12 protein-coding genes are annotated in these 12542 nt (G+C 61.2%); 8 read left to right on the forward strand and 4 right to left on the reverse strand.

Annotated elements, in window-relative coordinates; translation table 11 throughout:
• Positions 1-65 precede the first annotated feature (65 nt).
• The gene (locus H1B27_RS01125; RefSeq protein WP_197964646.1) at positions 66-998 is read left to right on the forward strand and encodes an AraC family transcriptional regulator; all 933 of its coding nucleotides are present in this window, start codon (positions 66-68) and stop codon (positions 996-998) included.
• Positions 999-1126: 128 nt separating this feature from the next.
• On the opposite strand, the gene H1B27_RS01130 is transcribed toward H1B27_RS01125, so the two are convergent.
• Positions 1127-1747 carry a TetR/AcrR family transcriptional regulator gene (locus H1B27_RS01130; RefSeq protein ID WP_197964647.1) on the reverse strand — a complete coding sequence of 207 codons (621 nt, stop codon included), beginning with the start codon at positions 1745-1747 and terminating at the stop codon, positions 1127-1129.
• A gap of 370 nt (positions 1748-2117) precedes the next feature.
• On the opposite strand from H1B27_RS01130, the gene H1B27_RS01135 reads away from it, so the two are divergent.
• The 5 genes from H1B27_RS01135 (at position 2118) to H1B27_RS01155 (ending at position 7728) form a co-directional block, all read left to right on the forward strand.
• Entirely contained in the window at positions 2118-3032 is a 915-nt protein-coding gene (locus H1B27_RS01135) for an SDR family oxidoreductase (protein WP_197964648.1), read from the forward strand.
• Between the two features lie 164 nt (positions 3033-3196).
• The gene (locus tag H1B27_RS01140) at positions 3197-3877 is read left to right on the forward strand and encodes an SRPBCC family protein (protein ID WP_197964649.1); all 681 of its coding nucleotides are present in this window, start codon (positions 3197-3199) and stop codon (positions 3875-3877) included.
• 292 nt (positions 3878-4169) lie between these two features.
• Positions 4170-4928, forward strand: coding sequence for a DUF3108 domain-containing protein (locus H1B27_RS01145; protein WP_197964650.1), 759 nt, complete (start codon positions 4170-4172; stop codon positions 4926-4928).
• Positions 4929-5098: 170 nt separating this feature from the next.
• Positions 5099-5542 carry a (2Fe-2S)-binding protein gene (locus H1B27_RS01150; protein WP_061883557.1) on the forward strand — a complete coding sequence of 148 codons (444 nt, stop codon included), beginning with the start codon at positions 5099-5101 and terminating at the stop codon, positions 5540-5542.
• Positions 5542-7728, forward strand: coding sequence for a xanthine dehydrogenase family protein molybdopterin-binding subunit (locus tag H1B27_RS01155; protein ID WP_197964651.1), 2187 nt, complete (start codon positions 5542-5544; stop codon positions 7726-7728). The genes H1B27_RS01150 and H1B27_RS01155 overlap by 1 nt, the downstream gene beginning before the upstream one ends.
• On the opposite strand, the gene H1B27_RS01160 is transcribed toward H1B27_RS01155, so the two are convergent.
• From H1B27_RS01160 to H1B27_RS01170, 3 genes are all read right to left on the reverse strand, one after another.
• Positions 7721-7966: a phosphoheptose isomerase family protein gene (locus H1B27_RS01160; protein ID WP_156505568.1), complete on the reverse strand. Its 246-nt coding sequence runs from the start codon at positions 7964-7966 to the stop codon at positions 7721-7723. The genes H1B27_RS01155 and H1B27_RS01160 overlap by 8 nt on opposite strands.
• Before the next feature lie 351 nt (positions 7967-8317).
• Positions 8318-9052, reverse strand: coding sequence for an SDR family NAD(P)-dependent oxidoreductase (locus tag H1B27_RS01165; protein WP_061883555.1), 735 nt, complete (start codon positions 9050-9052; stop codon positions 8318-8320).
• Positions 9053-9062: 10 nt separating this feature from the next.
• Entirely contained in the window at positions 9063-10103 is a 1041-nt protein-coding gene (locus tag H1B27_RS01170; protein ID WP_197964652.1) for a LacI family DNA-binding transcriptional regulator, read from the reverse strand.
• Between the two features lie 188 nt (positions 10104-10291).
• Here H1B27_RS01170 and H1B27_RS01175 point away from each other — a divergent pair, with 188 nt between their 5' ends.
• Together H1B27_RS01175 and H1B27_RS01180 are read left to right on the forward strand one after the other, a co-directional pair.
• The gene (locus tag H1B27_RS01175) at positions 10292-11593 is read left to right on the forward strand and encodes an ABC transporter substrate-binding protein (protein WP_197964653.1); all 1302 of its coding nucleotides are present in this window, start codon (positions 10292-10294) and stop codon (positions 11591-11593) included.
• Positions 11594-11652: 59 nt separating this feature from the next.
• Positions 11653-12540: a carbohydrate ABC transporter permease gene (locus H1B27_RS01180; protein WP_197964654.1), complete on the forward strand. Its 888-nt coding sequence runs from the start codon at positions 11653-11655 to the stop codon at positions 12538-12540.
• Positions 12541-12542: the final 2 nt, after the last annotated feature.

Consider the following 12542-nt stretch of genomic DNA (forward strand, 5'->3'; position numbering starts at 1 on the left):
GGGACCATGCGTTTGTTTTCGGGGGCCAAGTGTCGCACTGGCCGCACGACCGATCGGAGGCTCGCGTGTCATCGTCGCTGCTTAGAGCTGTCACTTCTTATATCGAGGCTCAAGGTGGTGGTGAGGGTTTGTTCCCGACACAGATCAGCTCTGTCAACATCATGCGATCGTTCCAGCGGAGGCTGCCGCTGCAACAGATCTACCGGCCGTCAATCTGCGTCGTGATACAAGGCGCGAAACAGATCCTCATCGGTGAGGAGATGATCCAGTATGGAGCGATGGAGTGCCTTGCCATCGGCATGGAGCTGCCGGCTACTGGACGCATCGTCGAAGCAGGTCCGGACTCTCCGTATATAGGCGTCACGATAGAATTCGATTTGGCGATAATGCGTGACGTGCTGGAGAATCTCGAGACGCCCCCAACACTTCCGCCCGATTCAGGTCGGTGCGTGTTCGTGAGCAAAGTTGATGGACCTCTGGCCGACTGCGTCCTGCGTGTTATCCGGATGAATGAAGCGCCGCAGGCGATACCGATCCTTTACCCCTCCGCCATGCGAGAGATTTGCTATTGGCTTCTGACTAGCCCGCATGGCGGAAAACTATGTAGGCTGGTATTGCCTGAAGCGAACGCGGCGCGTGTCTCAAGGGCGATCCATCTCATACGTACCGATCTCGCCCGGATGTTGCGTGTCGAGCAACTGGCAGAAGCAGCCCGAATGAGCCTTTCGTCATTCCATCAGCATTTTAAGGCTCTAACGTCTATGACGCCGCTTCAATTCCAGAAGCAATTGCGCCTTATCGAGGCACGGCGGCTAATGGTGACAGAGAACGCAAGCGTGACGGAGGCTGCGTATCAGGTCGGCTACGAAAGCGCATCTCAGTTCAGCCGGGAGTATTCTCGCATGTTCGGAGCTCCTCCCAAGCGGGACGCCATGGCAAAGCAGCGGCTATATAGCCAGTACATCAACCGAAAAGCACAGAACGCATACAGCAGCTAGGGCATCTTGTCGCGCGCCGGAAAGTTGAGGCGGGCAGGTTCGTCGCACATCGACTGGTACTCAATACGTCGACTGGTACTCCATCAGAGCGCGCCGCGGGCGCAGCCTCTTACGGGCCGCTCTTCGGTTCAAAGGATGCCCTGCAAATTAGCGAAGGATTCGCGGAGATAGGCTGCCGGCGGTCGCCTGCCGTTGTCGTTGCTCCAGGATTCGATCGCCAGTCGAAGCGCTCCGACGGCGACCATGGCGACGTATCGAAGAGATTTCCGCCGCTTGGCCTGCGGCCATTTCACGCAAAGGGCTTCGAATATCGCCTGTTCCTGAGCGATATACTTCGCGTGACTCGCGGAAATCAGCGCCGGGCTCGAGCGGATGACCCGATCGAGGGCAAGGCTCTGCTCCGAATTGTAGTTGCCGGTCAGTTTCAGCAAAGCGTTCTTGACCGTGTCGATTGGAGATTGATCCGAAGGCTCGGCGATCACCGCAGCTCTAATGAGCTGCGTGAAGTGGCTTTGCCACGCAAGCAGGATTTCCTCTTTTGACTTGAAGTAATAAAAGAACGTCCGCCGCGAAATGCCTGCCGCCTCGGCGATCGCCTCGAGAGTCGTCTCTTCGTAGCCATTCGTCATGAACAGCTTGAGGCCTGCTTCCGCGATCCGAGCCAGCGTCTCACGCCGTTTGCGCTCGCGAAGACCCTCCTCCGCAACTTTGTCATCCGCTGCTACTTTTGCCGGCAAGGAAAGCCCCATCCAAAAAATCGCACTAAGTGCAATATGCTACACGCTGCGCAAACAATGTGCAAGAAAAAAAGCGATTTGCCTGCCGTGACTTAGGCTGTCTTGCGATGCGATCGCGGCCGTCAGTTGATCGCCGCGCCCGCGGCCAGTGGTCGCGCAGCCGGTGCCCGCAACTGCCTTGCAAGATCGCACTAAGTGCAATAAAAAATGCACTTGATGTAATTTTATCGAGGCGGGCCTGGTCAGTGCGTCGGCCGCCGTCGTTGGAAAAATTGCGGCTGCATCAAGGTTCGCAAATTTTCTTCGTGGCCAACCTTGTAAAAACTGCACTGAGTGTAATATTTGTCCACTGTGTCTAACTTAGTGGACTTGCAGGGAAGCTATGCCGGAATGGACCATCAAGGATATTCCTTCTCAATTGGGGCGATCAGCCGTCGTCACGGGGACAGGGGGGATCGGCTTTGAAGACGCGTTGGCGTTGGCCCGGGCCCGCTGTGAAATCATCATCGCGGGCCGTAGCTTGGAGAAGGGAGCGAGCGCCATTGCACGGATCCGCATGGCGTTTCCCGACGCCAAAGTGCGCTTTGAAGAGCTCGACCTCGCAAGTCTGAGGTCGGTGAAGGACTTCGGCGCCCGGATGCGAGCCCAACGGTCGAGCCTCGATATGCTCATCAACAACGCCGCCGTAATGGCCCCGCCGCTGCGAAAGGCGACGAGCGATGGCTTCGAGCTGCAGCTGGCGACCAACTATCTTGGCCACTTTGCGCTCACGGCGCAGCTCCTTCCGCTGTTGCGCAACGGCAAGGAGCCACGCGTCGTCAACGTTTCGAGCCTGGCCGCCCGGGGCGGCGTGATCGACTTCGACGATCTTCAGGCGGAGCGCGAATACAGGCCCATGCGGGTTTACAGTCAATCAAAGCTCGCGTGCCTCATGTTCGCGTTCGAGCTTCAGACGAGAAGCGATGTCTCCGGATGGGGAATCAGGAGCATCGCCGCGCATCCCGGCATCGCCCGCACCGAGCTGATTCCAAACGGCGCCGGACCTCGCAGTTTGCAGCGCCTCACTCGGTCCTTCCTCTGGTTCCTGTTTCAACCGCCAGCTCAAGGGGCGCTGCCGACGCTGTTCGCGGCGACGTCTCCGCTTGCCGAACCTGGAGGCTATTACGGGCCGGACAGGCTGGGCGAGACCCGCGGCGTACCGGCCGCCGCTCGAGTACCCCGACAAGCAAAGGACGCGTCCGCGTCCGCGCGGCTCTGGGAGGTTTCCGAAAAACTCACCGGCGTTCGTTATTCATGAGCTGTTCGACGATCAAGCGTGACGGAAGAGCGGTCTGTAACGCCCGCGCTCCCACCGTTGACGATGGCAGCGCCTTCCGCAGCGGCGCACAAGCCGGGCACAGCCCTATTGGGCCTCTGACAGGCAGAATATTCTTGGCAGTCTCCCGGCGTGCTCGCCCGCACATGGTGAAAAGGCTCTATGCCATGGTCAGACCGAGCGCTTTCTTGATTTGCGCCGTCGTCTCGCTCGTTCTGAGCGGGTGCGGCACACCCTTGGTCGGCGCCGATCCGGTACCTTCTACGTCGAATCTCGACCACGCACGTGAAGCCGCTCGGCCCGAGCTGGAGCGCAGTGCGGACTTCGAGATGATCAGCGTCGAGACCGAGATCCAGGCACCCTTGGCTTCCGTAACGACCTGGTTCGCTGACCGCGGCGCCGCCGCATTCGGCTCGTTTCTTACGGGAACGGACAGTGTGCCGGGCGTCGTGAGCACCGAGTCGCTGAGCGGAGCCTGGAGCAAGCCAGGCGACCGTCGGCGAGTCGTATTCTCGGACAACAACACTGCGCTGGAAGAGATTACGGATCGCAAACCGCAGCTTCTGCAATACCAGATATGGAATCTTACCAACCGTACTGGGCGTTACATCAGGTATGCGGTGAGCGAGCTGGAGTTCATCGGTAACGGCCAGGCGACGCGCGTGCGCTGGACCTATTCGTTCCGGCCCAAGATCTGGCCGGACGGCTATCTCATCCGGCCCTACGTCCAGAACGACTTTCGGAAGTTTATGGAGGTCGGCCTGCAAGCAATGCGAGACAAGGCGGTGACGGATCTCGCTCCAAAACGCAGCGCGCGGTCGTCCTGAGTGGGAGTAGGCGAGCTTGAGCATCGACCAGAGAAGTAGATATTCGGAAGTCAATCCCATCACTATCGTGCGTGCACGCCTTTCGATTACCCTCACGTCTTCGAAGGACGGCAGCGGGCCTGGCTCTCGCTCGGGGGTGATCACTCGAGCTCATGCCGTTTTGGGCGAGGTGCCGAGCACCGCACTTCCGGTGAAACGTAGGAGCTGGCATCTGATCTCCAGGAGCGGGCGCCTGGTATTCGTCCTCGGGATGTGGTTGGCCGCGTTCGGTGCCCCAAGCGCGAGCGGCGCCGTGGAAGGCGACGTGCGTGCTTCCTATGCCGTATCGTTCGCCGGGGTGCCGTTGGCTCATGTGACTTTGCACGTGGCGCTCCGCGGCAGTACCTACGCTGCGCAAGTCGATTATCAGGTCTCCGGAGCGATGCGGCTCTTGAGCAATTCTGCAGGTATCGCGTCCTCTAACGGCACTCACAACGCAGGGCACTTCGTCCCGACCGAGTTCGATCTCGATCATCGAAGCGGTTCACGCCGGCAGAAAGTGAAGCTCGGCATGACCGACGGCGTCGTCAAGACTATGGTGGTCGATCCGCCGCTGGCCCTGGATTCGAATCAAGCTCCGATTGAACCGAAGCATCTCGTGGCAATCGTCGATCCCTTGAGCGCTCTCCTAATGGGAGCCGCCAAGATCGAAGGAAGAGCACAGGGGGGAGTATGCGATCGGGCGCTATCGATCTTTGACGGTCTGAGACGATATGACGTCAAGCTCGAGCACCAAGGGACAGGGACGACCGCACAAAAAGGCCTTGGCGGAAGCACGACCATCTGCCGAGCAGTCTTCAAACCTGTAGCTGGGCGGATTGGCGAAGGAGACAGGGCGCGAAGTTCGTCTCCGAACTCCAACGTCGATCAGATCACGATGACATTCGGCCGGACCAGCACGATCGATCTCTACATTCCGGTTTCCATCCAGGCGCAGACGCGGCTTGGAGCCGTAAGCGTTCTCTTGACGGCATTCAGCGCCGACTCTGCAAGGTCTGCCGATTCTCGGTGAAGCGGCGGCGTTTGAAGCCGAGTTCTCGTCACTTCCGCACAAGCTCTGCCCGGCAGAGCTCCGGTATGACGTCGGGGCCGGCGTCAAATGCGAAATCATTCCCTGGATGTCTTGAATATTACACTGAGTGCGATATATTTTCGCATGAAGTGCAACTTAAGGGCTCGTCGATGAAGCTTAACGTCAATGGCGAGGATCGGGATTTCGATGGCGATCCGAATATGCCGCTCCTCTGGGTTCTTAGAGACCATCTGAGTTTGAGCGGCACGAAGTTCGGCTGCGGAATCGCTCAATGCGGGGCGTGCACCGTACACTTGAACGGCAAAGCCGCGCGTTCGTGCTCCGTGCTTGCGGCTGAGGCGCAAGGCATGAAGATCACGACGATCGAAGGCGTGAGCGCTGGACATCGCTTGCTCGTCGCCTGGGTCAAGCACGACGTTCCGCAATGCGGCTATTGTCAGTCCGGGCAGATCATGCAAGCGGCGGCACTTCTCGCTGAAAAGCCGAAGCCTACAGACGCCGACATCGATGCTGCCATGAGCGGCAACATATGCCGTTGTGGGACCTACCGGCGCATCAAAGCGGCAATCAAAGACGCGGCGGGAGTGGCGTGATGTCGGAGCGGAAGTTCGGAGAGGGAGCGCAACCGTCGCCGGTCCTCACCCGCCGTCGCCTGGTCCTGGGTGGCAGCTTGCTGGGCGGAGCTTTGGTGGTTGGCTATGCGGCGACCAACTTTGGGGCCGTCGCCGCCGGTGCGCTGAGTGTTGGCGCTGTAGATGTGAATCCAGGCGTGTTCGGGCCGTTCATAAAGATCGACGAAGCTGGCTGGGTTACAGTCGTCAACCGATACCAGGAGATGGGCCAAGGTACCCATGCTGGCTTGGCCGCGATCGTCGCTGAGGAGTTGGACGCCGATTGGGAGATGGTGAGATTTGAGAGCGCTCCCGCCAATGCTGCCGTATATCGGGACGTGACGATGGGGATTCAGGGCACCGGCGCCTCGCATGCGATCGCGGGTTCTTGGAACCAGCTTCGCCAGGCCGGCGCTGCAGCGCGGGCGATGTTCGTCCAGGCTGCTGCTCGGAAATGGGGTCTGCCAGTCGACTCGATCGGCGTGCGGAACGGCGTCGTGTATCACTTGGCTTCCCAGCGCAGCGCGACGTTCGTCGATCTGCTTGCTGACGCGGCGAAGATCGCGCCACCCGAGCATCCCAAGCTCAAGGATCCGAAGGACTACAAGCTGATCGGCACGGAGATCGTGCGCCGCAAGGATAGTCAATCCAAGAGCAATGGCACCGAGCTGTATACGCAGGATGTCCGGCTTCCGGACATGCTCGTGGCGATGGTCGCCCATCCCTCTCATTTCGGCGGCAAGCTCGGCAGCCTCGACATGGGTGCGGCGCGAAAGGTGCCTGGCGTTGTGGACGTTTTCGAGATCGCGCGCGGCGTTGCCGTAGTTGCCAAGGATACATGGTCCGCCCGTCTCGGGCGCGACGCACTCAAGATCAATTGGGACGATGCAAAGGCCGAGACACGATCTTCCGATGAGCTGCGAGCGCTCTATCGTGAAATCGCGAAAGGAAAGACCGATGTCACCGGGGCGGCGTTCCAGACAAAAGGCAAGGTCGACGATGCCTTCGATGGCGAACTGTTCGAAGCGTCGTTCGATTTTCCCTACCTCGCGAATGCCCCCATGGAGCCGATGAACTGCGTTGCTTCGGTTGACGGACGCCGAGTGAAGCTTACTTTCGCCGCGCAGATCCAGACGGTGGACCAGATCAACTGCGCCTTGGCTGCGATCACGCTTCCGGGCATGGTGGAAATCGAGACGCTGCCGGCGGGTGGATCATTTGGACGTCGCGGGACGTTGACGTCCGACTACATTGTCGAATGCGTCAACATCGCCCGTCACGTCGGCGGCGGTCGCCCTGTCAAGCTCGTCTGGACGCGCGAAGACGATATGAGTAGCGGATACTACCGGCCGATGGCTCATCACAAGGTTTCCATCAAATGCGACGAAGGTGGGCTGCCGATCGCCTGGCGCCACAACATCGTGTCGCAAGCGATCGTTCCTTTCGGCGCCAACGAGCTCCCCACACACGGCGTGAAGAATTCACCCTATCTGTCTGTGGCCAGCGTGGTGGACGCCAGGATTTTCACCCCGAAGCTCGCTGTGCCCCCTGGCCTATGGCGATCCGTCGGCAATTCGCAGTCGGCGATGGTCATGGAACACACGGTCGATCTACTGGCGCGACGCGCGCAGCGGGATCCGGCCGAGTATCGCCGCGCTATATTTACGAAAGTAGGCAACGTCCGCAAGCTGGCCGTCCTGGATCTTGTCTGCAAGAAGGCAGGGTGGGGCGGTCCATTGGACGCTGGATGGGCGCGGGGGCTCGCCATTCACGAATGCTTTGGCACGGTCGTGGCCCAGGTTGCCGAAGTCTCGGTGCTGGGCGGAAATCTCAGGGTACGTCGGGTGGTGTGTGCGGTCGATTGCGGCATGGCAATCGCGCCGAATCAGATCGCCGCACAGATCGAGGGTGGAGTGTGCTTCGGACTTGGTGCGGCTCTTTATGGACGAATCACGCTTGATCACGGCATCCCGCAAGAGACGAACTTCGACGCTTACAGGGTTCTCCGTATGGACGAAGCACCCGCTGTAGAAACGCATATCGTGCCATCGAAGAAAACTCCCACAGGCATAGGCGAGCCGGGTGTCCCGCCGATCGCTCCCGCCGTAGCGAATGCCCTTTTGAGTCTGACCGGGCGACCGACCAGCAGTCTCCCGTTCGTCATATGATTTGATGCGGCAACTTTGGAGGCCCCTGATGCGATGGATCGCCGCCTTCGACTTCGGCATTCGTCTTGCCCTCGTGGCCGGTTTGCTCGCGGTCGGCGCGGTCTTCGTTTACTGAACCGTTCTTCGTCTTCGCGACGTGCCGGGTATGGCCTCGTGTCGCAAGCGCGGTATCGACCGGTCCGGTTCTGCCCCCAACGACGGTGACGAGGATGTGCGAGAATGCGAGGTAGTCCTTCAAGTGCATCCGACTATCTGCGGAACGCCTGGCGGCGGGATGGCCGGCGCGTACCAAGCATGCGAAGCGTTCTCGAAACAGATCGCGGCCAGAGAAACCGGTTTAGCGGTCAGATTTTCAAGCGGTTGTTTCTCGCGAATGCTGATCAACCCACGCCCCGCTGCCGCAATGTGACACTTCGCCTCTAACCCCGCGCCGCGCGCTGTCTCGTGATGGACGGGGGCGTATGTTGTGAGACCAACGCCCACGCTATGAAGGGGTAAAGATCGATAATGAGGCGACGAGCCCGCAGGCACGCATGAGGTAGTCCGCAATAGTGTGGCTACGAAGAATATTGCATCCTGATCCTATGGCTCATCCGGCGAGGAACCCGCCATCCACAGCAACGACGGTTCCGGTCGCATATCGCGACGCCGGCATGCAAAGGAAAGCAACTGCGCCGGCAATCTCCTCCGGCTGTCCCCAGCGCTTGAACGCGGTGCGATCGGCGATGCGCTGGTAATGCGCGAGATCAGTACGGCCGGCGGCGTTGATCGCCGTTTCGATATAGCCGGGTGCCACCGCATTGACGCGGATGCCGTCTTCGGCCCACTTCAAGGCCAGCGCCTTGGTCAGCATCACGACGCCACCTTTGCTGGCGCAATAGGCGGGAATGCGCGGCAGCGCCAGCGTCGCATTCATCGAGGCGATGTTGACGATCGAGCCTTTAGTCTCCGCGAGCCGCGGCTGAAACGCCATGCAGGTTCGGAACGTGCCGGTGAGATTGACGTCGAGCACCTTCATGAAGGTCTCGATCTCGAATTCCTTGTCGCGCGCAAGGATCCCGGCGCAATTGACCAGCGCATCGACGCGCTTGTGCTGCCGGGCGAAGGACGTGACGGCGGCATCATCGGTCACATCGAGTGTCGCGAGCGCAAGGCCCGCGCGCGGCTTGAGCAGGGTGCGGTCGAGATCGGCATCGTTGGCCCCCGTGGCCGTCACGGTCGCGCCGAGATCGCAAAACTGGTTGCTGATCGCAGCGCCAATGTCGCCGGCGCCGCCGATCACGACGGCGTGGAAGCCGGGTGCGAGGGAGAAATTCGAACTCATGGGCAGGGTCTCACTTCAGGGATTTCGGAGGCTGGGCGGTCGATTCACGCACCACCAGCGAGAAATCGATCTCGCGATGCATGATGGTCTGCTCGCCGGCAAGGCTCCGCACCAGATATTCGCCGGCGCGCTGCCAGGTCTCTCCGGTCGGAACGTGGATCGTGGTCAGGCTCGGCCGCAAATGGCGGCTCCAGTCGAGGTCGTCGAAGCCGACCACCGACAAGTCGCGCGGCACGGAGAAGCCGTCGCGCTCCGCCTCGAGCAGGACGCCGTAGGCGATGACGTCGTTGCCGCACACCACCGCCGTCGGACGGTCCTTGAGATTGAGGAGATAGCGCGCCGCCTCGCGCGCGTCGTCCAGCGTATAGGGCACCTCGACATGCCATTGCGAGGGAAGCTCGATGTCGTTCTCGGCGAGCGCGCGGCGAAAGCCGGCGACGCGGGCGCTGGCGCGGTCGTTGTTGCGCTGGAGCGCCGAGACGATCCCGATGCGGCGATGGCCGAGCTCGATCACATGCGCGGCGGCGCGATGGGCGGCGGCTTCGTTGTCGGTGCCGACGCAGGGGTAGGGCCTATCAGGCTGATAGATGCCGACGTTGATAAAGGGGACTGCATTGTCCGCGAGCAGCTTGCGCAAGCCGTCGTGATGACAATCGCCGCGCAGCACCAGGCCGTCGACGCCGCGGCTGATCAGATTGCGCGCCTGCTGCAACTCGACGTCGAGGTCGTAGCCGCTCGTGGTGAGAAACAGCATGTATCCGACCGAGGACAGATATTGCTGCAGCGAGGCGATGCCGCGCGCGAACATCGTGTTGTCGATCGTCGGCACGATCGCGCCGAGTGTGCGCGAACGCCGCGACGACAGGATCCGTGCCGGCGCATGCGGGATGTAGCCGAGCGCGTCAATGGCCTTTTCGATGCGCGCGCGCAGGGACGGGCTCACCGCATCGGGATTGTTGAGCGCGCGCGACACCGATGCCGTCGAGACGCCAGCGCGCGCCGCCACGGCGCGGATACCCTGTTTCGCAGATTTGGCGTTGGTCAGTCTCATGTAACGTTACATTGTGCGGCGCAACCCGAGCGTTAGCGGGAATGTCGCGAATCTGCCGCAGATTGTGCTGCTTGTCCATCGCTTGACACGGCGGATGCGAGGTCTATTTTGTAACCGTTTTCAGATAGTGATCAAACGTACTCAAAATGGTCCGCCAGTTTAAGGCGGTCAGCCGGGAGGAGAGTTCGATGAAGGCCAGGATGCTCGCGACCCATGTCGCGTTGCCCGTTTTCGCGATTGCCGCCGCCAGCGCGCCAGCACACGCGGCCGATTTCGACTGGATGAAATTCAAGGGCAAGACGGTCACCTTTCTCGCCAACAACAATCCGGTCGCGCAGGCGCTGCTGACCTACAAGGCCGATTTCGAGAAGCTGACCGGCATGACCCTGAAGGTCGACGCCTATCAGGAACAGCAGATGCGCCAGCGTCTGGTCACCGTCATGAACGCGAACAGCGACGAGGTCGACGTGTTCATGACGCTGCCCTCGCGCGAGGGCGAGCAGTTCGCCGCTGCCGGCTGGTACGGCGATCTCACCACGATGGCCAGGAACGAGGTTGCCAAGGACTATGATCCGAATGGATTGAGCCAGGCCTTGCTCAAGGCCGCGACCTTCAACGGCAAGCTCACCAGCATGCCGATGAACATCGAAGGTCCGATCTTCTATTACCGCACCGACATCTTCAAGAAGTGCGGCCTCGAGGCGCCGAAGACGATCAAGGACGTCGAGGCTGCCGCCGAGAAGATAAAGACCTGCGATGGCGCGGTGACGCCGTTCGTCTCGCGTGGCCTCAAGCCCGCGATCGCCTACACCTTCAGCAACATGCTGCACAATATCGGCGGCACCTACATCGCAAGCGGAAAGTCGAACCTCTGCTCCGCCAAGGGCAAGGAGGCGCTCGATACCTATAGTCGGCTGATGCGCGATTTCGGTCCGCCGGGCGTCGTCAATTACAGCTTTCAGCAGATCTCCGCGCTCTACCGCAGCGGCCGCGCGGCGATGGCGTTCGAATCCTCGAACGAACTGCGCACAGTGATGGAAGGCGGTGCGCGCCTGAAGGACACCGGCCTGCTGCCGTTCCCGGCAGGCGAGGCCGGCCAGGTGCCGACCACGATCGGCTGGGGCATGGCGGTGTCCTCGCACAGCAAGCAGCCGGAGGCAGCCTGGTACTTCGTGCAGTGGGCGACCAGCCCCGAGGTGCAGAAGAAGATGGCGCTGCAGGGCATTGCCCCGCCGCGTCCGTCGGTCGCCAAGGACCCTGAATATCGCAAGTGGATCGACGAGGAGCCGGTCCGCAAGGAATGGCAGGCCGCGCTCGACGTGCTCGCCACCAAGGGCTCCTCCGAGGTCGGCTATCCCATCGTTGCCAACCCGGAATCGCGCGAGTTCATCGGCCAGGCCGTGCAGGATCTGATCCTGAAGCAGAAGCCGGTCGAGCAGGCCTGCGCGGATGCCGACAAGGCGCTCGATGCGCTGATCGCCCGGAAGTAACGGTTTCATGCCGGCAGGCTCGCTGCCTGCCGGCACCTCATTCTCAAGGAAACGGGCGGATGTCTGACACGGCTGCGACACTCACGCAGGACCGGCAGAAGCTGGAGATGGCGGCGCTTTCGGCGCCGGCCGTGGTCTTTACAGTCGCGATGATCGCGTTTCCGGTCGTCTATACGATCTGGCTCGGCTTCCAGACGTTCTCCTCGACCGGCAAGCAATCCTTTGCGGGCCTCGCCAATTATTCGAAGCTGATCTCCGACGTCGAATTCTGGCACGGGCTGTGGATCACCATCGCGCTGTTCGTGCTGTCGCTGGCGCTGCAGCTCGTGTTCGGCGTCTGGCTGGCGCTGGTACTGTTCCACGCCAAGCGTCTGCCGGGCATCGTGCGCTCGCTGTTCATCTCGCCCTTCATGATGCCGCCGGTGGTCGCGGGCATGATGTGGCTGGTGATCCTCGATCCCTCGCTGGGCGCCGCCAACTACATCCTGCAATCCTTCGGCCTGCCGCCGTCGGACTGGCTGGCGTCGCCGACATGGGTGATTCCGACCGTCGCGCTGATCGACAGCTGGCAGTGGACGCCCTACGTCGCCCTGATCGTGCTGGGCGGCCTGCAGTCGCTGCCGCCGAGCGTCTACGAGGCCGCGCAGATCGACGGCGCATCCCCGTTCAAGACCTTCCACCGCATCACGTTGCCGCTGCTGCTGCCGACCATCGTCACCGCGGCGATCCTGCGCAGCGTCGATCTCCTGCGCTTCTTCGACATCATCTACATCACCACACAGGGCGGGCCGGGCAACGCCTCGAACACGCTCAACATCTACGGCTTCCGGGTCGGCTTCGAATTCTTCAACATCGGCTATGCCAGCGCCCTGATGCTGACGTTGACGGCGATCGTGTTCGGCGCCGTGCTCGCCTTCAACCGCCTGCGCGGCGCAGTGGCGTGGTGATG

The sequence above is a fragment of the Bradyrhizobium diversitatis genome, assembly GCF_016031635.1.
Taxonomy (GTDB): domain Bacteria; phylum Pseudomonadota; class Alphaproteobacteria; order Rhizobiales; family Xanthobacteraceae; genus Bradyrhizobium; species Bradyrhizobium diversitatis.

Excerpts from the sequence above, each read along its gene's own strand:
- H1B27_RS01175 (WP_197964653.1), top strand. The coding sequence starts at position 10,292 with ATGAAGGCCAGGATGCTCGCGACCCATGTCGCGTTGCCCGTTTTCGCG.
- H1B27_RS01150 (WP_061883557.1), top strand. The coding sequence starts at position 5,099 with ATGAAGCTTAACGTCAATGGCGAGGATCGGGATTTCGATGGCGATCCG.
- H1B27_RS01130 (WP_197964647.1), bottom strand. The coding sequence starts at position 1,747 with ATGGGGCTTTCCTTGCCGGCAAAAGTAGCAGCGGATGACAAAGTTGCG.
- H1B27_RS01135 (WP_197964648.1), top strand. The coding sequence starts at position 2,118 with ATGCCGGAATGGACCATCAAGGATATTCCTTCTCAATTGGGGCGATCA.
- H1B27_RS01180 (WP_197964654.1), top strand. The coding sequence starts at position 11,653 with ATGTCTGACACGGCTGCGACACTCACGCAGGACCGGCAGAAGCTGGAG.
- H1B27_RS01170 (WP_197964652.1), bottom strand. The coding sequence starts at position 10,103 with ATGAGACTGACCAACGCCAAATCTGCGAAACAGGGTATCCGCGCCGTG.
- H1B27_RS01140 (WP_197964649.1), top strand. The coding sequence starts at position 3,197 with ATGGTGAAAAGGCTCTATGCCATGGTCAGACCGAGCGCTTTCTTGATT.
- H1B27_RS01165 (WP_061883555.1), bottom strand. The coding sequence starts at position 9,052 with ATGAGTTCGAATTTCTCCCTCGCACCCGGCTTCCACGCCGTCGTGATC.
- H1B27_RS01155 (WP_197964651.1), top strand. The coding sequence starts at position 5,542 with ATGTCGGAGCGGAAGTTCGGAGAGGGAGCGCAACCGTCGCCGGTCCTC.